We start from the raw sequence: 18,868 nt of genomic DNA on the forward strand, positions 1-18,868 counted from the left end.
CGTCACCCGGTCTCTTGACCCCACCGGCGGCGGCAGAGCACGCTGGGTGATCAGGTGGAAGCCCGCCCTCAATGCGTTCGCGATCACCTTCGCAGGACGGTTCGAAAGAATTACTCACTGATGAAAACCGCCGGACCCCACACACCGTTTATCGGACAGTCCCACGGGGCATAGGTAATGCCGGTGCGCATCGAGCAGTGCTGGAAGGCAGTTGGCATGCCGTGCTTATGGGGTGGCGGATGGAGGGTAGGACTGTTCAGGCAAACGCGCAGTGGGGGTGAAGGGTGAGGCGGCTCCGGGAACGCGTGACGATTCACCGGTCACAATGGGAGGAAGTTGTGGGTGGGTACGGGCCACCCGGTGCACTCTTGTGCAGGGGCGGATCGTTGAAGGGGTGCGGTCGATGAGGCAAAAACTCAGGCTGACAGGTCTTGGAGGTGCGCTTCGTCGCGTGGTGGGGAAGCGATGGGGTGAGTATCCGGTCACGATCGGCTATGTTGCGGTGCTGTGGTTGCTAGGCGTTGCAACATCGAGTGTGCTTACCGGGCCTGGGGAGGCGGTCTCGTCTGCGGTCCGATTGTCGGTGGGTTCCCTTAGTGGAAACCCGTGGGGGTTGGTTGCTTCGCTCTGGTGGGCCGGTAACGCTGGTGCGTATGTGCTGGGCACGGTGTTGGTGGTGTTGGTGGGCGTTGTGTTCGAGCGCAGGATGGGTAGCTGGCGGTTTCTGGGGGCTGCGGTGATGAGCCATGTCGTGGGCGCGTTGCTGACTATCGGTTTTGCGCGTGCCACGAGTGCCGTGGTGGGGGATTGGTCGGCTGCCCTGGTGTCGGAGTCCTTCCTGGGGCCGACGGCGCTGGCGTGCGGTGCGGCGGCGGCCGGATCGGCGTTGCTGGGCACGTTGTGGCGGCGCCGTGTGAGGGTGGGGCTGTTTGTGCTGGTCGTGCTTCTGGCCTTGTACGGCGGGTCTTTCCAGGATGTGCTGAACTTTTTCGCGGCCCTGACCGGGGCGGTGTTGGGTCCGCTGCTGGTGGGGCGTCGTGCACGGCCGGAACGGTTCGCTGTGAGCCGCCGGGAAGCACGCGTCCTGGTTGCACTCTTGGTGGCTGCCTGTGCGGTAGGTCCGGTACTGGCGTCGTTGAACGCCCACGCCGTGGGGCCGTTGGCGGTTCTGCGGTACCTGTATACGGAAATCCAACCCACGGATCCGGCGACGGTGCAAGTCTTGTGCGCGGACCCGGCACAAGCCGAGGACTGCGCGTCTGCGACCCTGCAGTTGCGGGCAGGAGTGGGAGCGGTTTTTATGGCGGTGCTGCCCTCGTTCCTGCTGGTGATCCTGGCTGACGGGTTACGGCGTGGGCGCCGCTTCGCCTGGTGGGCGGCGCTGCTGGTACAGGTGGGGACAACGGCGCTGGCCGTGGCGGACGCCCTCCCGCTGATCTTCGCTACACCCGGTCCGGCGGGGGTGAACCCCTACGAGGCGGGGTCCGTGCACGGTGCCTTGAGCCTGGTGCTGCCGATGATCGTGCCCGTGACGGTGATTGTTGTCCTGGCCGGGACACGATCACTGTTCGGCGTGTCCGCGCCCTCCGGAACGTATCGGAGGTTCTTTACGGTAATGCTGGGCACGGCATGCGTGCTGGGTGTGGTGTACGTGGGTGTCGGATCGCTCATCCGCGGGGGTTTCACCCCCTCACCCGGGGTGCCACAGCTGATAGCGGATTTACCGGACCGGTTCTTCCCCGTGAGCCAGATCCTTGAACGGGTCCCGGCGTTCACCCCGCAAGACCTGCCGGCAATCATCCTTTATGAAGGGGTCGGTGTCGTGTTCTGGCTGGTCACTGCGGTCCTGCTGGTCTTGTCGTTCCTGCGACCGGCCCATCACCGCACCGGCACCGATGAGGACCGGGCCCGGGAATTGCTGCACGCCCATGGCGGGAGCACCATGGCGTGGATGACGACATGGCCGGGAAACTCCTACTGGTTTTCCTCCTCGGGCAACGCCTTCGTGGCGTTCCGTGTCCTGTTCGGTGTGGCCCTGACGCTCGGAGAACCGGTCGGCCCCCGGAAAGAACTACACCGCACGGTGGAGGAGTTCACCGTGTTCTGCTCGACGAACGGGTGGACACCGTGCTTGTATTCCGTGGGCGATCCGGTGAAAGACGTGACCTCGGATCTGGGCTGGAACAGTGTGCAGGTGGCAGAGGAAACCCTGCTGCCGCTGGGGCAGATCGCGTTCACGGGAAAAAAATTCCAGGACATCCGGACCGCATTGAACCGGGCCGCGAAAGAAGGGATCCGGGCTGAGTGGGTGAGCTATCCCAGCGCGCCTTTATCGGTGATCGACCAAATCAACGCGATCTCCGAGGAATGGGTGGCCGATAAGGGCATGCCCGAGATGGGGTTCACGCTCGGGTCCCTGGACCAGGTGGATGACCCGGAAGTGCGCTGCCTGATCGCCATCGATGAAGACCATACGGTGCATGCGGTCACGTCCTGGCTGCCCGTGTATCAGGACGGGATGATCACCGGATGGACGCTGGACTTCATGCGCCGTCGTGGTACCGGTTTCCGGGCATCCATCGAATTCCTCATCGCCTCGGCGGCTCTGACACTGGAGAAGGAGGGATACCGGTTCATCAGTCTTTCGGGGGCGCCCCTTGCCCGCATCGACCACCCTATCCGCCCAGCCGTTGATCCCTCCCCGGCCAGCACCGCTGCCGGCGGCGCCCAGGCAGGAACCACCCAGCACCACAACTCCGGTTCTGGTGCCGGTGCTGGTCCTGATGGGCAGCAGCCGGTACCGAGGGTGCTGGATAAACTCCTGTCGGGGCTGGGAGCTTCCCTGGAACCGGTGTATGGGTTCCGGTCGCTGCTGGCCTTCAAAGCGAAGTTCCAGCCGCAGTACGTGGCGTTGCATATGGTGTATCCGGATGCGGCGGCCCTGCCGGCCATCGCCAACGCACTGGGCAGGGCTTACCTTCCGGAAGTCTCCTTCAGCCAAGGGTTTAATCTTGCCCGGAAAGTTCTGGTCCGCGGGAAATGAGCAACCTGTCCCTGATCACCGGGCCGGTGCCGGTTATTGCTGTCCTGCTGGGAGTATTGGGCCTGGGGTGGCTGGTGATCGGGGATTTCCGTTATGTCTCCCGCGTCGTACCGGCCGCGGTCGGAATCGCACTGGTGGTGACCCTACTGATCGCCTATCTGGCCGAAAACGTCTTCCACTGGTGGGATGGCGGGCTTCCCCGGGTCCTGTATGTTCCGGCCGGACTCGTCATCCTCGCCGTGGTGCTCCTCCTGCCACGGATGGGGGTCTTGCAATCCTTCGCTGGGAAGCTGGCGGCCGTGCTGGCCGTGGTGCTGGTACTCATCGGTGCCGCGTCGATCGTGAACGTGCATTTCGGCCAGTACCCGACCCTGGCCAGCGCCTTGGGCCAGACGGGGGTGAGCGCCGGTCCTATCGAGGAAATCGCTGCCGGCCCAGGAACACCGGGGGAGCCTCCCGTGACCGAAGCGACCTGGGTCCCTCCATCGGGGATGCCTTCCAACGGGAACATCTACTCCGTGACCATTCCTGCGCCCGCGTCCGGGTATACCTCCGGGCCTGCCCTGGTATATGTTCCCCCGGCGTACCTGGCGAGCCCGAAAGCTGTGAATCTGCCGGTCCTCGTCCTTTTCCACGGAATGCCCGGATCCCCTGTGGACTGGCTGACCGGGGGCCAGTTGGCGGCGGTCATGGATGCCTACGCGGCCGCCCACGAGGGTCTGGCCCCGGTCGTGGTCCTTCCCGACATCACCAACAATGGAGCCGCGGACCCGCCGTTGTGCATGGATACGACCATCAGCCGGTCCGCCACCTACCTGGCCGTCGATGTGCCGGCCTGGGTCAAGACGACGCTTGGCGCCGGAACTTCCAGTGCACAGCAGTGGGCGGTGGCAGGTTTTTCTTACGGCGGAACCTGCACCATGCAACTGGCGGCAAACTTCCCGGAGATCTACCCCACCTTCATCGATATCGCCGGTGAGACAGAGCCGACCGTGCCTGGTGGTCGCGAGGCGTTGGTCAGTACCTACTTTGCCGGTGACGCGGCGGCGTTCACCGCACAGAACGCTATCGACAGGCTCGCCGTGCGCTCCTATGGTTCCTCCACCGGGATTATCGTCACCGGGGCCGGGGATAGCGTGTACGGGCCGCAGGGCAAAAAAGTCTATGACGCTGCCCTCGCGGCAGGAATGAACGTGACGCTGCAGGAGCTGCCCGGAGGGCATTCCTGGCAGGTGTGGAAACCCGGACTGCAGAACAACCTGGACTGGCTCACTGGACAACTAGGACTCACCGCACCCTGATCCCCACCCTGCCGCCAGAGTGCATCCAGCCCGCCGCCATGGCATGTGCTGCCTTTCGCTTCAAGAAGTCTGTAGCGGATCCTTCAGCGAATTACCGGCCAGTGCCGGTGAGGTTCGGCTGGGCAAGGCGGAGCGAGTGCAGGTGATCCGCCAGCGCCACGGCGAGCCGGTCATGACCTGCCTGGGCCAGGTGCACCCCGTCGGCCATCAGGCCGGTCACCTGGTACGTTGTCAGCCAATCCCCGACACTGATATATGCGATGTTGTGCTCGTACGCGTAGGACCCGAGCAGCCCGTCGACCGCGGAGCGCCGGGCTCCTCCATCATCGGCGCCCCTGGCCAGTGTCCCGACCATCAGGACCTTCGACGTCGGATAAGCCTTTGTCAGTGAGGTCATCAGCCGGTCGGCACCGCCGAGGATCTGCTCATCGGATGCGCCTTGTGTGGCATCGTTGCCTCCGCCTTCCACGACGATCAGGGCCGGCGCTGTGCACGGCATCACCCATTGGCCTTGCTGAAGGGCCGACGGATAATTCTTCGCCCCTGCATCACCGTTGGAGGCGACGAAACCCGTTCCACCAGCCCCCAGGAACTGCACGTCGTATCCGGCGTTACGCAGGGCGGTCTGCGTCCAGGTCCGCTCACAGGGTACCCCTGCTGCGCCCCCGGACTGGGAGTCACCGATCAGCAGCGCGGTTCTTCGGGCGTCGGCAAGATGTTCCCCGGGCCCGCCGGTCACAGGATTCCTACACCCATCGTGCGGTCCTGCTGCCACCACACCGGGACCGGATGCTCCGTTCGGGAAGTTCCCACCTGATGACGTCGAATTCAATGGAGCCTGGTTGGTAATGGAATCGGTGCCCGGGCCGGGATAGGCCACGGAGGTGATGTCCACGGCACTCCCAGAGCCGGTAGTGGCACCGGCGGCGTCGCTACCTGTGGTGTGGAGGGACCCCACAGCGGCAGTGGCTACCAGCAATGCGCCGGCAACGAAACTTGCCCCGGCGGTCATCGCGGCCCTGCGTTGTTCGGGACCGGTTCGCCGCATGATGTCCTCCTAGGATTCCTCCCGAGCCCTTTCCCAGCATCCGACGTGCGACGGAGCTCGAAATCTGGTGACACCAAGGGTGCCACCACCAGTGTGCGCGGAGATTCATGAAGAGACGCTGAGAATTGAGCATGGTGTGCCATCAGCAGGGACGGATGCCTTTTGAGGCCGGTCGTTGCGACTGGACCCGACTGTTGGCTGAGTGCCCGTTCAGGTTCTCTCAGCGTTCTCTTAGCAGGTGGGGGTGAGAGTTGTACCAGGCACCGCAAGGCGGGGCCGGATCCGAAAAAGTGGCGCAGGATCACTGCGGTACCGCCAAGGGTTCACGACCTTAGATTGAAAGGCAGTCACACCATGAACATCATCCAGAAGAAGAAAGCGATCGTGGGTTCCCTTGCAGGTCTGGCCCTGGTCGGCGGAACAGCCCTCGCCGGCGTTGCTGTAGCCAACGCTGCCGACAACCCGACACCCAGGGCAACCCAGGGTGGGCAGGGTGAGCAGCAGGAGGCGCAGGTCAACGGATCGATCTCGGTTCCCGAGTCGGCCACCGAAGTCCCTGACGCCGAAGAAGCAGCCCAGCTGGCGACACTGGCGACGATCGATGCCCCGGCAGCAGAAGCCGCTGCTACCGCATCGGTGCCGGGCAGCAGCATCGTCAGCACCGACCTCGGCGACGAGGACGGCTCCCTGGTCTATGAGGTGACCGTCAAGGACGGCGCCGGTGTCCTGACCGAGGTCAAGGTCGACGCCGGCAACGCAACGGTCCTGGCCTCCGAAGTTGGTGATGACGAAGCCAACGAAGGACCCGAAGGCTCGGAGGCAGACGAAGGATCCGAGGCTGATGAGGCCTCCGAAGGCCCCGAATCGCAGGACGGCTCTGATAACGGAGCCGACGGCGAGATGGACGACGCCCAGGAAGCGGCCCAGGACGCCGCCAACGGCAAGTAACCCACACACGCTCCCGAATCAGGAGCCCCGAACCCCGGCCGCGCACCAGCTCCCCCAGCAGTGCGCGGCCGGCCTACGTTAATTCTTCACCTACCGCCCACCCCGGCCGCGACGGGGTGGGCGGTACCGAGGGTGCCGGCGCTGCAGTAGGCATCCAGCACTGATGCGGGAAGGATGCCCGAGGAACACGTTCTCAGCAGGTTCTCAGGGAACCGGTGGGAAGGTGATGGTGCACGGCGTTGAGTGCCGGACCGAACTGCCGTTAGGACGGCGATAACCGTCAGAGAGCACCCGACCGCGGCGGCAAGCAACCAGAGCAACCCAAGCAACCAAGAGCGTTGGATAGTGCCGCGAGGTGTTGGAGGAGTGAAAGAGGTATGAGGCAATGATCGATTACGTTGCAACAGGTGTACCGACCGGTGTTTCCTGGTCTGATCTGGCGGATCCCGCGGCGTTGCTGCAGGGTGCTGGCGGATGGGTCCTCTTGGCGGTAGCTGCGATCGTGTTCATCGAATCGGGCGTGCTGTTTCCGTTCCTGCCGGGGGATTCCCTGATTTTCACGGCCGGGCTGCTGCACGCACAGTTAGGAGTGCAGCTGGCCGTACTGGTTACCGTTATCGTCAGTGCCGCCATCCTGGGGGACCAGGTCGGTTACTGGCTGGGACGGCGTTTCGGGCGCAGGTTGTTCAAGGATGATGCCCGCGTACTGAACACGCGGTACCTTACCCACGCCGAACAGTTCTTCGCCCGGTACGGCGGGCGTTCTCTCGTACTGGCCCGCTTCGTGCCGTTCGCCCGGACCTTCGTGCCCCTGGCCGCCGGTACCGCGCATTACCGGTACCCGGCTTTTCTAATGTGGAACGTGCTCGGCGGTGTCCTGTGGGGTGCTGGTCTGACCGTGGCAGGGTCCTTGCTGGGTGGGGTGCCCTTCATCGCCGATCACGTCGACCTCATCGCCCTGGTCATCGTCGTCGTCTCGGTGGTGCCCACCCTCATCGAAATTTTCCGTCAGGTCCGGAAGAACCGGGCCGGATCATCGGACTGGCAGCCCGCCGGGGAGATGGAGGGCAGCTCACCAGGAATATCCACCGGAGCATCGACCGGATCGTTCCCTGCAGCGCCATCGCCACCCAACATGTCCCCGTCGACCCCGTCATGGGATTCCCTTAGCGAGGTTGACCGGCGGGCCGGGGAGTTTCGGTGACGGACTCATCGGAGCCCCCCGGGTCACTACCGTTGGAAGACGATTCGTTCTTCCAGAACGGATCCCCGGTCACCTTGACTCCAGCAGCTGCCCAGGGGATACCCCACGATGGTTCCGGGGACGCGCACCGGAACGTGGTGAGCCGGTCTGGTTCCTTTGATGTTCCGGCGCTCCGTCGGTGGATTGTGGTGCCGGTGCTGATCACGGGATTGGTTTTCGCCGCAGGAATGGTGCTGAGGAATGACATGTTCCTCAGCACTTCCGATCTTGGGATTGTGCAGGACGTGGGTAAACACCACAGTGTGATCGGTGATGCCCTCGCCCTGACAATCCATGACGGACTTGCTGGGTGGTCCGCAGGGCTCTTCCTCCTCGTGGTCGGCCTCATCATCGTGATACTCACACGTTCCACCGTTGACGCTCTCTTGGTCGGTGTGCTGACAACCGGGGGATGGGCGTCGACCTTGGCCATGAGGTTTGCGGTGGGTAGGGCACGCCCGGATCCGGGTCTGCTGAGTGATCCCCTCGTTCCGGCAACGGCAGGGTTGACGTCCTTTCCCTCCGGTCCTACCGCGTTCGCGGTGTCGTTCGGGATCGCGGTGTCTCTGGTGAGTCTCGGCACGCACTGGCAGGGGCTTGTCATCGCAGCAGCGGCAGTGTTCGCTTTCACCGCCGGCGCCTCACAGGTGTATCTGGGAGTGCATTATCCATCGGACGTCATCGCTTCCTACGCCCTCTCGGTTGCCGCGGCCGTGTTCCTCACCGGCCTGCTGAGCCGTTATGGGCGGTGCCTGCGCTCGAGGGAAACTCACGGCGCCCCTGCACTGGTGCAAACCGCAGGTCATTCTGGTGGCCCGGATGGTAGCCCTGGTGCTGCGGGCACGCTGCGGGGACAAGGGCGTCGTTAGGATGGGGGAAACCACTCGATGATGGGGGTTACAGGTGCGCGTACTGCTCGTTGAGGACGAAAAGGATCTTGCCGAGTCCATCCGTCGGGGGCTTACCAATGAGGGATTCGTCGTTGATGTTGCCCACGATGGTGTGACCGGCGCGTGGTTGGCTGTGGAAAACCCGTATGACGTGGCAGTGCTGGACATCATGCTCCCGGGTAAGCACGGATACCAGATCCTCAAGGAAATCCGTGAGGCAAAGATCTGGACTCCCGTACTGATGCTGACCGCCAAGGATGGTGAGTATGACCAAACGGATGCATTCGATCTGGGCGCCGATGACTATCTCACCAAGCCGTTCAGTTTCATCGTCCTGGTGGCACATCTGCGGGCATTGATCCGCCGCGGAGCACCCGAACGCCCGGTCACCCTGACGGTCGGCTCGCTGGTGCTCGATCCGGTGCGCCGCACCGTTACCAGGCAGGGCTCGCCTGTGGCGTTGACGCCCAAGGAATACGCGATCGTGCAGTATCTGATGCGGAACCACGACCAGGTCGTGTCCAAGGCGGAAATCCTCGACAATGTCTGGGACGCAGCCTATGAGGGCAGCGACAACGTGGTGGAGGTATACATGGGGTACCTGAGGAAAAAAATTGATACACCCTTTAACACGACGACGCTGACCACGGTCCGTGGCATGGGGTACTGCCTGGTCTCTGATGAGCGCTGAGGCACCCCCGAAACGATCACGATCACGGTCAAGGTCCGGATCACCGCCACGGCCGGAGTTCGCGGGGCGCCTTCGCACCTGGGGGGTACGCAAACAGGCGGTGATCGCCGCTGTCTCCACGATGGCCGTGGTGTTGGCCCTGGCAGGACTGGTCCTGCTTTCGGTCCTGCGGTCTTCTCTGCTCGATAACGCCCGCGAGCTCGCCCAGCAGCACCGCGACACCGTCGTTGAACAAATCCGTGAAAACGACTCGTCCGATGTCGCCGGAGACATTCAGGGATCCGGAACGCAAATCACGCAGATCCTCAGGAAGGACGGAACCGTGATCGCGTCCTCCGATGATTCCGTCGAGGAAGCCCTGTACGACGGGACGTCCCTGGCGCCGGGGGAGACCTACGTCTCGGAGAATCCAGGGGTCCTGGGTATTTTGGACTTCGATGACTACCTGGTTGCCGCGCAGGGCGTGCGGATCCCGGCCGGGGACGCGGTCGTGGTCGTGGCCGTTCCCACCACCATCGAACGCGATGCCGTGAGCACCGTGGGCTGGTTCCTGATCGGCGGTGTGCCCGTTCTGCTGGCGCTGGCCGGAACCCTGATCTGGTTCCTTGTGGGGCGGGCGCTGCGACCGGTGGAACGAATCCGCACCACCGTCGCCGGCATCTCCCACCACCACCTGGATGAACGGGTCGAAGTCCCCCATACCCGCGACGAAATTGAGCGCCTGGCCGCAACCATGAACGAAATGCTCGCACGCCTGGAAAGCGCCGATGAAACACAACGGCGCTTCGTCACCGATGCCAGCCACGAGTTGCGCAGCCCGTTGGCCACCCTGACCACCGGACTGGAAATCGCCGTCGCCGATCCCACCGGTGCTACGTGGGCTGAGACCGCAGGAATGCTGCAGACCCAGACCCAAAGGATGAGCTACCTGGTCGAGGACCTGCTGACCCTGGCCAAGATCGACGACGCAGGACTGCGGTTCGTCATGGGAGATGTCGACCTCGATGACGTCCTGCAGGATGAAATCAATCGCCTGAGGACCGTATCCCGGCACACCATCACCGCCCGCATCACTCCGGCCAGGATCACAGGGGACCCGAACCGGCTCGCCCAGGTCGTCCGGAACCTCCTCAACAACGCCGAACGCCATGCGGCCACCACCATCGGTATCACCCTCACCACAGCGGCCGGTACCGCTCACCTGAGCGTCGACAATGACGGGGACACCATCCCCCAAGCGGAGCGCGAACGCGTATTCGACCGGTTCGTGCGCCTGGACGCGAGCCGCACCCGCGAGAGCGGCGGCAGCGGACTGGGCCTGGCGATCAGCCGGGAAATCCTGCGCAGCCATTCCGGCACGATCGCCGCCGGTGAAAGCCCCGAAGGACTCACCCGCTTCCACATCACCCTGCGCCTGCAGGAAACGGTAACCGCACCCCACGCATCCTTGACGCCGGCATCGCACACGGCGCGCGGATCGAACGACGGGCAGCTATGACATCGATCATCGATTCGCTGGTCTCACTGTCCGGCCCGCTGGTGTACATCATCATCGGAGCCCTTGCCTTCAGCGAAGCGGCGGCGTTCGTGGGACTGGTTCTGCCCGGGGAAGCTGCCTTGTTCCTGGGAGGAGTGATCGCCAGTCAGGGCCACGTGAATCTGGGCATCATGCTCGCCGTTGCCGTGTTCGCCGCGATCGCCGGGGATTCCGTCGGCTACGAAATCGGAAGGCGCTTCGGCCCGGGGTTGAAGAACAGCAGGGCAGGCCGCTTCGTCGGTGCTGACAAATGGGCCAAGGGGGAGCAGTTCCTGGCCAAACGCGGTGGTACTGCGGTCCTGCTGGGCCGCTGGGTGGGACTGCTGCGGGCGTTGGTTCCAGCCGTCGCGGGAATGGCTCGGATGCCCTACAAAACGTTCCTGCTCTACAACTCGATCGGCGGCACGATCTGGGCCGTCACCGTCGTGCTGCTGGGTTACTTCGCCGGGCAGTCCTACAAGACCGTCGAACAATATCTGGGCAAAGCGAGCCTGATCCTCACCCTCGTCCTCGTCGGGGCACTGCTCATCGCCCTGGCGGCGCGGTTCGCCCTGCGAAACCCCCGCTGGACCCGGACACGGGTGGCGAAACTCGCTGCCCTGCCGCCGGTCGCGGCCATCAAAGCCGCACCAGACAATGCACCGCAGCCTACCCAAGAGACCACACCGGGTTCCGAGCGAAAGGCGCGGCGCGTTCCTGCGCGAACAAAAACTCAACTCATCCTGGCCGTCGGATCGATCGGGGTTGCCGGTGCGTACAGCCTGATGATCAGCACCGGCTTCGCCCGCCCAGTACTGGCAGTCATCAACGATCCCGACCGGATGTGGTTTCGCGAGCATCAAGATGACGAGTTCACTGTCCTGATGCACGCGGTGACCGTCCTGGGACACCCCCTTGCGGCTCTTATCGCACTGGGCGTCTGCGTGGGGATCAGCCGGCCCGGCCCCGTCATCAGGGCCCGGCGGTACGCCGGCTACCTGACCGGAACCGTCGTCCTCGCCACCGTTACCGGCTCGATCGTAGCGGCCCTGACCGTGCCACAAGGCGAGGCCCTTCACCAGGGGATAACGCTCCTTTCACCGGCTGGGCAGACCCTGATCTCCGCCGCACTGCTGACCGGAGCCGCCTGGCTTTTGGTCCGCCGCTACTCCTTGGCGTGGCGCAGAACCGTCCTGACCCTCACCGCTCTGGCAGCGATCACCCCCTTGATTGCCTTGAGCCATGTCTACCTCGGGCAACAAAGCCCGATTGGGGTCACCACCGGCTGGCTTCTGGGCACCCTCTTTGCCGCCGCCGCGTCCGCTTCCTGGGCCACGTCGTCGTTTTCACCAGAGACCGCGCCTCGCCCCTGATAACGGCCAACGCTCAAACCAGCAAGGGCTACCAGAGCGGCCTCACCCACCGGCGCGAGAGCTCATCGCCTCAAATGACGGCTCACCAAAGATTATTGGGTTGTTGGAACTCCTCCTCAAGGTAATAGGTGCACAGGAAATCGGCCAGGGTGTTTGTGTGAAGATCAGCTTGCATGTCCGCTGCACGTTGGCCGGCCAGGACCGCTGGTATCAGGTACCGGCGAAGGATGAGCCCATCTGACCGGCGGAGGACAACTATCCGGTACGTCCGCCACCCTGGACCCGGAACGAGCCGGTGCACCCCAACGGACAGGAACTGGGCAGCCGGCGCGTCAGCGTCGGGGTTCCTGTCAGGGTAATCCATGCGTAAACCGCCCTTTCTCGGTGGGATCTTTACGTGGTGGGGTATTGCGCTGGCCAGGACCCCCTGGCACCACCCAAAGTTCCTGTCGTATTGAACTCGGATAGGCGAAGGTGTCTCAGGGGTTCCTCAGAAAGCACCAGTCATGATGGGTGTAACAAGGCGACCGGTCCAGATGAACCGGGCCGAATTGATGAAGCAGAGATAAGGACTGGTTATGACTGCTGCCCCCTACGGTCGCCACACGCTACTAATCTTTGCCCTGGTGTCGGGCCTGAGCATGAGTGGGGCCGGACTTGCCGCCGCTGTCGCTCCTCCGGCTGGCGGGACCTCATCGTCGATAGCCCTTCTGATAGATACGAGCCCCGAACTGCTTCAGGCGGCCACCACCGACCCTCAAGGGACACCCGGACCAGGGACCCATTATGCTGACAGCCGCGTCCAGGACCTCCACACGGAGGTTGAACTCCGGGTGCTGGACCGCGAAGGCCGAGCCGCCCGGTCCACGGATGACACCCACCAGTGACCGGATAGCCCAAGAGTGGAAGCCCGAGACGGTGCTTTTGGTGCCGCCATCGGTGAGAACCTGAGGTTTCCAACGGGGTGGGCAATCAACGAATAATGTCTTGCCCCAGGGACCGTCTCGAGACGCTCACCGGTGCGCCCACCACAGGTGCCCGTCACGGGCTTGTCCCTTCTGGGCTGTCCTTGAGGGCACCGGGCTGCTCACGGTGCCTCGAGGTGAGGTAAAGACGATGAGCGGTAATGACCAGGGCAAGCCACGCCGCGCCCAGGGTCCAGGCGACCAGCACGTCCGTGAACCAATGATGGCCGAGAAAAACCCGGCTCACCCCCATGGTGAACGCGAAGACCGCCGCGCAGGTGATCGTGATGATCCCGGCCCGGCGGCTGTTCTGGCGCAGCAGGAGCAGGTAAGCGACGATGCCGGCGATGACCACCGCGTTGAGGGAATGCCCGCTTGGAAACGACGCCGAATACTCATACGGAGGTACGGCCTCGTTCAAGGGCGGACGGGAACGCCCAATGAACTGTTTACCGGCGATAGTCATCAGCAGCGACCCGGCAGCAGCCGATACCATCAAGAGGACGGGCATCCACGAACGGCGCCGGAGCGCCAAAACCACCATGATGCTTCCAGCCAGGATCGGCATTCCGATCGGGCCGCCAATATTCGTATACGCGGTCACCACGCTGTCCAGGACGGGGGAGCGTAGACTCACCGCCGTGCCCAACAGGGGATGGTCCAACGCTGCGACACCATCGCCTTCTGTCACGGCCTCATAAATTTCCGCTGACGCCGCCGTCAACCCGAGGGCAGCCAGCGCGCCGATAACCAACGTAATGACCAACGCAGCATGCGGACCCAGCAGGACGCTGATCCGGTGGACTACTCGGGCCGCGATACGCCCGGGCACTGTTTTCCACCGGGTCAGGTCCTGCCCGGCAGCGTAACGGTCCTCGCCCGGGCCACCCGGGCCACCCGGGCCGCGAGGGCCGTCCGCGGAACTACCTTCTATGTTGTGTTTCATACACCATTTCCTTCTGTTCAGTCCTTGGCCCTGGTCCTTACTGTGCTGCTATCACTCACCGGCCCGTTCATCGTCACATCAATCCGGGTGCAGCCGCATCAGAATCAGCGGGACGCAACCACCAGCGACTGGGCCTCAAGCGCTGATGGTATTGGTTGCCAGGAGAATGACGAGAACACCGCCTAACGCGATCCGGTACCCGACGAACACTTGATAGCTGCGCGTTGAAACGTAGCGCAGGAACCATCCGATGACGGCCAGAGCGACGACGAAGGCGATGCCCGTAGCAACCGCGGTTTCCGCCAGAGTGTACGCACCAGGTTGGTCATAGCTTTTGACCAACTGATACAGACCACTGGCGAACACCGCGGGAATCGCGAGCAGGAAGGAATACCGGGCCGCTGCCTCTCGGGTGTAGCCCATCAACAAGCCGGCGGTGATGGTTCCCCCGGACCGTGATACGCCGGGGATCAAGGCCAGGGACTGGGCAAGCCCATAGAGAATACCGTGCCGGTAACCGAGCTGATCCAGGGTGCGAATCCGGCGTCCTACCTTGTCCGCAACACCAAGAATGATTCCGAAAACAATGAGGGTCCCGGCGATAATCCACAGGCTACGGAAAGTCGTCTCAATCTGGTTCTGAAAAAGCAAGCCCAGCACCGCAATCGGGATGCTGCCCAGAATAACCAGCCAGCCCATCCGGGCATCCGGGTCATCCCGCGGGATGGCGCCCCGAAGCGACCGGAACCACGCGGTGATGATCCGACCGATGTCCTTGCGGAAATACACGAGGACCGCGGTTTCCGTACCGAGTTGGGTAATCGACGTGAAAGCAGCACCCGGATCTCCCGCGCAGGGCAAGAGTTCCCCCACGATCCGCAGATGGGCACTGGATGACACCGGAAGGAACTCCGTCAACCCCTGCACCAGACCCAGAAAGAGCGCTTCAACCCAGTGCATCAACTGACCGTCGCCAACGGAAACGAACCATGAAAAGGGTAGTTACCTGTTCTCCACTTACCTAGAACCTGGTCTCGCCGGCAGCGGTGACCCATGGCGCCGGCGGCAAGGCGAGGCTTGGGGTGGGTTTCGGGGGTGTTGGATGTCATTGACTCTGGTTTCGTCGAAAGGAGCAGGGGGGGGTGCGCTGGTGGTGAGTTGTCTAGTCCACTTTTTCTCCAGTCCCGGCACCCTTGAAGGCAGTCCCGGTGAGGACAGCAACTCCTTGGGCACTGAGATCAATGGCGAAGTCCACCTGACTGATCGAGCTGGGGTACAGGCTGAACCTGTTTGGCCCGAACCCCCGCGATAGAGCCTGCGTGCTGATTCCCGAAGTCGACATACGGCAGACGATATTCCCGGCCCGCTGAGAGAACCCTGAGAACGGCAAGTGCACAGCAAGTTCTAGGTAACACCAAGACAGAGACTGCTTCGGTGCGTAACGTCAGCTTCTATGCCGCACCTGATTCCTGTAACGACCGCCCCCTCAACACAGGCAGATTCAACCGAAAAAAGCACCGGTGCTGGAATCATCACCACCCACGACCCACGACCCAGGACCGGGGAGAATGTTGCGCTGCTGTGCGGTAGGAACTGGCCAACAAGACCAAGCTGGCCGCGCAACCGAAAGAACGAATGTGGTGAAGCAGGACCCGATAAAACTCACGACCGACGATTCGCCTTGCACCGTGCCCGGAATAGCGGAGCAGCAAGCCGTCCCGAAAATCACTCATCACGGACTCCTCCAGGCACCCGACATGACTGAAGAGCGCTTCATGCGGCGGGATTTTCCGCCTGACCATCAACAGGATGTCCGGCACGGCATGCACGGTGACCAGTCGTGCCGCTCCTAGCCATTTCCTTGGCGCTGCTGGGCGCAGTCTTTCTTGCCTTCGGTGCGCAGCGGCAGGGAAGCGCGGTGCGGGCGAACACCGGTGGTCTTTCGCTCAGCACTTCAGGATTCACCCGATTGCTCGCCAACCCACGATGGCTTTTCGGGCTTTTCCTGCTCGGTGCGGGAACAGTGCTGAACGTTATTGCCCTGACACTGGCGAGCCTGACCGTTGTTCAGCCGATCGGTGCCGTCGCCCTGGTCATCACGACAGTCGTCAACTCGCGGGACCAAGGCATCCGTCTGAATCGTCCCACCATCGGCGCGATCACTGCGTGCGTCACGGGAAGCGCCTTCTTCGTTCTGCTCGCGGTAAACGTGACACGCGACAACCTCACCATCGAACCAGCGCAGGCGCTGTCCGTCGTCCTTTTGCTGGGTGCAGCCGTCACCCTATTCGGTTCACTCGCGGTCTTTGGCAGACGCCGGTTGAACGCGTTCGCCTACATCCTGGGCGCCGGTGTCTTGTTCGGTTTTGTGGCTGTCCTGACCAAGACCGTGGCGGGCCTGCTGCTGGATCCGAACGGGCGTTTCTTGCTGAATGTTTCGCCATACACGCTCATAGCTCTCGTTGCGGCCGCGGCGCTGGGGTCCTGGTTCGTCCAAAGTGCCTATGCCACCGGTCCACCCGATCTCGTTATCGCCGGGCTTACCGTCATTGATCCCATCGTTGGAATTGCCATCGGCATTACCATCCTCAATGAGCTTCAGCCCCATGTCCGTGCAACCACGGCGTTTGGCATGGTTGGTGCCGCCCTCGTTGCTATCGTGGGGGTGATCGTCCTATCCCGCCATCATCCCGACGTCCTCAAAAGGCAACGGAACGGCGTCTAATCGGATCTATCCGCAGTCGTTCCGGGCTCCGCTCGGTCAGGGAGGGTGAGCCCGGTCATGCGGTGACGGTGGTGCTCATCGGGTGATGGTGAAGCTGTCGACCAGTTGGCCTGACTGATCGATTGCCCGGCCGACGAGGCGGTCCTCATAGACCAGCAGGTCAAGGTAGTGCAGCGTTGAACTGCTGACCGCGGTGAATTCCTGGCGACCGGCCGGGCGTAGTTTCGCGCCCGCTCCGGAGACGACGTAGGTCACCCCGTTCTGGGGGGTTGAGCGCTGGTAGTCATGATCATGTCCGGCCAGGACCAGGGGAACGCCTGCTTCGGCAAACAAAGGGCTCCACGCATCACGAAGAGCCTGATCTGAGCCGTGGTAGCCAGCGGAGTACGCCGGGTGGTGCATGGCGACCACTGTCCAGGTTCCCGCCGGCTGGGACTCTGCCAGCGTGGCACGCAGCCACGTGGTTTGTTCCGCGTCCTGGACGCGGTTGGAATCCAGGACAACCACCCGTACCGGCCCCACCTGTTCGGTGTACCAAGGGTTTACCCTACCCAAGCGGTCCGAGATCTGTTGTTGTTCACCGCTGCGATAATCATGGTTGCCCAGCACCGGCAGGAGCGCGGCGCCGCGGCTGGTGATCGGGGCAAACGGTCCGGAGACCACGCTCTCGGTCAGCTCTGCTTGCCCATCTTCGTAGATCAGGTCACCGAGCAGGACAAGCGCATCATAGGGATCTTCCCTGCTTTCCGTGACCATCCGTTGGGCGGTCGCCTCTTCGGCGGCGTCCCCGGTTCCGGTGTCCCCGGCAATCGCCAGGCGGACCAAGGGTGTTTCGGTGACAGGCGGAACTGGATCACCGGCACTGGCTGCAGGTCGGTCCTGAGCGAAAAGGGACGTGACAAACGCCGGCGGGTACAGCACCCCGACAATGAGGGCAGCACACACCATCACCAGGCCGAGGATCAGGGCGGTTCGACGGTGCGGCATCCACCGATCCTGCCCCGCGACCGCTGAAGATTCGCTGAGTAACCAGTGCCACGAAGCGGTTCACAACAAAACTGCACGGCGCTTCAGGTGTTTGGTAGCCCCTGCAGCCCCATCACATGGGAAGAATCATGCTGCGGAGAATTGAGAATACAGCCCCACACGCAGGACCAAAGCACCCTCGGGTTGAAACAGTCAGAGCATCATGGGCCTGATGACCTCAAAGAGGAAAGTCCAGCTTCCCTCTTTCCTTCGCAGGTAGTCCGCAACTCTTTACCCTCGGCCAATACATTGGGCAGTCCCACCTGTTGCGGCTCATCAAGCGTCTTGCTACGGACAGGGACGTACCGCAGGGGCCCGTGTCCGTCTTGTCCTGTTGATGGTGTATCTGGTGTTGCCGATTGATCTGGTTCCGGACTTTATCCCCATCATTGGGTACGCCGATGATGGGGGCATCGTGGCCCTGGTACTGCGCTCGGTCATCCGTAGCGAGGGCACGCAGTCAATTCGGACTCACTGGCCCGGAAGTGCTGAAGGGCTGGCAGTCATGTTGAAATTCGGCGGTGTGAGCAAGGCCTAACGCAATCCCACATGAGGATCCTCCATCTCTACACAGTTTTTGTGACTGACCGCCAACGAGCATCTGTCATTTTCGAACGTCGATCGTACGGAATGTCTGTACTGGTCTGTACGAGGAGTGTGTCGAGTGGTTTGGGGTTGGATGTGTGTTTAATCGGTGAGAGTTCCGAGGCGTTCCTGATATTCCTGGGTGGTCAGGTCACCGCGGGCATAGCGTTCGCCGAGTATCTCCCGGGCACGGTTCTGGCTCCCTTCAGCTCCTGCGCCGGTGTGGGTGCGTGTTTCGGGTCGGGAATGGGTATTACGGAGCCAGATGACCAGCGCCCAGATTCCCAGGATGATGAGAGCCAGTACCGCCAGCATCATCAGCATCCCGAAAACCATCATGCCGCCGCCGAATCCCATCATTCCGTCGCCCATCATTTGGTCAAATCCGGTGGTTCCGTCATTCAAATTGTTGGTGAGCATTCGGTTTCTCCTTCACTTTAGATTTTGCCCGGTTCCTTCGTTCCGTGGAGGTGTGCGCTCGTCAAGTTTGTGAGACAGTTCTTTGTTGTTTCGGGTTACGCGGCCAGGGGTTCCTGGTCGCGGGTCTGGTAGGCGGTTAGCGCTGCTG

General features: G+C 62.8%; 16 protein-coding genes. 11 read left to right on the plus strand and 5 right to left on the minus strand.

Annotated elements, in window-relative coordinates; all coding sequences use genetic code 11:
• The first annotated feature begins 706 nt into the window (after window positions 1-706).
• Complete coding sequence (locus tag IWX75_RS16495) at window positions 707-3,043, plus strand: bifunctional lysylphosphatidylglycerol flippase/synthetase MprF (RefSeq protein ID WP_334684427.1); 2,337 nt, start codon at window positions 707-709, stop codon at window positions 3,041-3,043.
• The gene (locus tag IWX75_RS16500) at window positions 3,040-4,344 is read left to right on the plus strand and encodes an alpha/beta hydrolase (protein WP_196823349.1); all 1,305 of its coding nucleotides are present in this window, start codon (window positions 3,040-3,042) and stop codon (window positions 4,342-4,344) included. The genes IWX75_RS16495 and IWX75_RS16500 overlap by 4 nt, the downstream gene beginning before the upstream one ends.
• 91 nt (window positions 4,345-4,435) lie before the next feature.
• Here IWX75_RS16500 and IWX75_RS16505 read toward each other — a convergent pair whose 3' ends face one another.
• Window positions 4,436-5,392, minus strand: coding sequence for an SGNH/GDSL hydrolase family protein (locus IWX75_RS16505; protein WP_196823350.1), 957 nt, complete (start codon window positions 5,390-5,392; stop codon window positions 4,436-4,438).
• Between the two features lie 354 nt (window positions 5,393-5,746).
• On the opposite strand from IWX75_RS16505, the gene IWX75_RS16510 reads away from it, so the two are divergent.
• The 7 genes from IWX75_RS16510 (at window position 5,747) to IWX75_RS16540 (ending at window position 12,940) form a co-directional block, all read left to right on the plus strand.
• The gene (locus IWX75_RS16510; RefSeq protein ID WP_196823351.1) at window positions 5,747-6,340 is read left to right on the plus strand and encodes a PepSY domain-containing protein; all 594 of its coding nucleotides are present in this window, start codon (window positions 5,747-5,749) and stop codon (window positions 6,338-6,340) included.
• A gap of 385 nt (window positions 6,341-6,725) precedes the next feature.
• A complete protein-coding gene (locus tag IWX75_RS16515) occupies window positions 6,726-7,544 on the plus strand; it encodes a DedA family protein (RefSeq protein WP_196823352.1) in 819 nt (272 codons plus the stop codon).
• 74 nt (window positions 7,545-7,618) lie between these two features.
• On the plus strand, window positions 7,619-8,452 hold the full coding sequence (locus IWX75_RS16520; RefSeq protein WP_196823353.1) for a phosphatase PAP2 family protein: 834 nt from the start codon (window positions 7,619-7,621) through the stop codon (window positions 8,450-8,452).
• Window positions 8,453-8,486: 34 nt separating this feature from the next.
• Window positions 8,487-9,164, plus strand: a complete 678-nt coding sequence (locus IWX75_RS16525; protein WP_196823354.1) for a response regulator transcription factor — start codon at window positions 8,487-8,489, stop codon at window positions 9,162-9,164.
• A gap of 100 nt (window positions 9,165-9,264) precedes the next feature.
• Window positions 9,265-10,662, plus strand: a complete 1,398-nt coding sequence (locus IWX75_RS16530) for a sensor histidine kinase (RefSeq protein WP_196823355.1) — start codon at window positions 9,265-9,267, stop codon at window positions 10,660-10,662.
• Window positions 10,659-12,053 carry a DedA family protein gene (locus tag IWX75_RS16535; RefSeq protein WP_196823356.1) on the plus strand — a complete coding sequence of 465 codons (1,395 nt, stop codon included), beginning with the start codon at window positions 10,659-10,661 and terminating at the stop codon, window positions 12,051-12,053. Before IWX75_RS16530 ends, IWX75_RS16535 begins: the two co-directional genes overlap by 4 nt.
• A 578-nt stretch (window positions 12,054-12,631) precedes the next feature.
• On the plus strand, window positions 12,632-12,940 hold the full coding sequence (locus IWX75_RS16540; protein ID WP_196823357.1) for a hypothetical protein: 309 nt from the start codon (window positions 12,632-12,634) through the stop codon (window positions 12,938-12,940).
• A 154-nt stretch (window positions 12,941-13,094) separates the two neighbouring features.
• Here IWX75_RS16540 and IWX75_RS16545 read toward each other — a convergent pair whose 3' ends face one another.
• Both IWX75_RS16545 and IWX75_RS16550 read right to left on the minus strand, forming a co-directional pair.
• Window positions 13,095-13,964 (minus strand): phosphatase PAP2 family protein, encoded by an 870-nt coding sequence (locus tag IWX75_RS16545; RefSeq protein WP_196823358.1) that lies wholly within the window; start codon window positions 13,962-13,964, stop codon window positions 13,095-13,097.
• 135 nt (window positions 13,965-14,099) lie between these two features.
• Window positions 14,100-14,924 (minus strand): undecaprenyl-diphosphate phosphatase, encoded by an 825-nt coding sequence (locus IWX75_RS16550; protein ID WP_196823359.1) that lies wholly within the window; start codon window positions 14,922-14,924, stop codon window positions 14,100-14,102.
• 880 nt (window positions 14,925-15,804) lie between these two features.
• Here IWX75_RS16550 and IWX75_RS16555 point away from each other — a divergent pair.
• Window positions 15,805-16,689, plus strand: coding sequence for a DMT family transporter (locus IWX75_RS16555; RefSeq protein ID WP_196823360.1), 885 nt, complete (start codon window positions 15,805-15,807; stop codon window positions 16,687-16,689).
• Between the two features lie 75 nt (window positions 16,690-16,764).
• On the opposite strand, the gene IWX75_RS16560 is transcribed toward IWX75_RS16555, so the two are convergent.
• Window positions 16,765-17,676 (minus strand): metallophosphoesterase family protein, encoded by a 912-nt coding sequence (locus tag IWX75_RS16560; protein WP_196823361.1) that lies wholly within the window; start codon window positions 17,674-17,676, stop codon window positions 16,765-16,767.
• Window positions 17,677-18,052: 376 nt separating this feature from the next.
• Between IWX75_RS16560 and IWX75_RS16565 the strand changes: the two genes are divergently transcribed.
• A complete protein-coding gene (locus IWX75_RS16565; protein ID WP_196823362.1) occupies window positions 18,053-18,253 on the plus strand; it encodes a YkvA family protein in 201 nt (66 codons plus the stop codon).
• A gap of 149 nt (window positions 18,254-18,402) precedes the next feature.
• Here IWX75_RS16565 and IWX75_RS16570 read toward each other — a convergent pair whose 3' ends face one another.
• Entirely contained in the window at window positions 18,403-18,720 is a 318-nt protein-coding gene (locus IWX75_RS16570) for an SHOCT domain-containing protein (RefSeq protein WP_196823363.1), read from the minus strand.
• Window positions 18,721-18,868: the final 148 nt, after the last annotated feature.

This window comes from Arthrobacter sp. CAN_A6, from assembly GCF_015751715.1.
Taxonomy (GTDB): domain Bacteria; phylum Actinomycetota; class Actinomycetes; order Actinomycetales; family Micrococcaceae; genus Arthrobacter_D.

Bases quoted from the DNA above. Each gene is read 5' to 3' on its own strand.
- IWX75_RS16510 (WP_196823351.1), top strand. From the start codon at position 5,747: ATGAACATCATCCAGAAGAAGAAAGCGATCGTGGGTTCCCTTGCAGGT.
- IWX75_RS16535 (WP_196823356.1), top strand. From the start codon at position 10,659: ATGACATCGATCATCGATTCGCTGGTCTCACTGTCCGGCCCGCTGGTG.
- IWX75_RS16505 (WP_196823350.1), bottom strand. From the start codon at position 5,392: ATGCGGCGAACCGGTCCCGAACAACGCAGGGCCGCGATGACCGCCGGG.
- IWX75_RS16515 (WP_196823352.1), top strand. From the start codon at position 6,726: ATGATCGATTACGTTGCAACAGGTGTACCGACCGGTGTTTCCTGGTCT.
- IWX75_RS16495 (WP_334684427.1), top strand. From the start codon at position 707: ATGGGTAGCTGGCGGTTTCTGGGGGCTGCGGTGATGAGCCATGTCGTG.
- IWX75_RS16570 (WP_196823363.1), bottom strand. From the start codon at position 18,720: ATGCTCACCAACAATTTGAATGACGGAACCACCGGATTTGACCAAATG.
- IWX75_RS16540 (WP_196823357.1), top strand. From the start codon at position 12,632: ATGACTGCTGCCCCCTACGGTCGCCACACGCTACTAATCTTTGCCCTG.
- IWX75_RS16560 (WP_196823361.1), bottom strand. From the start codon at position 17,676: ATGCCGCACCGTCGAACCGCCCTGATCCTCGGCCTGGTGATGGTGTGT.
- IWX75_RS16550 (WP_196823359.1), bottom strand. From the start codon at position 14,924: ATGCACTGGGTTGAAGCGCTCTTTCTGGGTCTGGTGCAGGGGTTGACG.
- IWX75_RS16500 (WP_196823349.1), top strand. From the start codon at position 3,040: ATGAGCAACCTGTCCCTGATCACCGGGCCGGTGCCGGTTATTGCTGTC.
- IWX75_RS16565 (WP_196823362.1), top strand. From the start codon at position 18,053: ATGGTGTATCTGGTGTTGCCGATTGATCTGGTTCCGGACTTTATCCCC.
- IWX75_RS16545 (WP_196823358.1), bottom strand. From the start codon at position 13,964: ATGAAACACAACATAGAAGGTAGTTCCGCGGACGGCCCTCGCGGCCCG.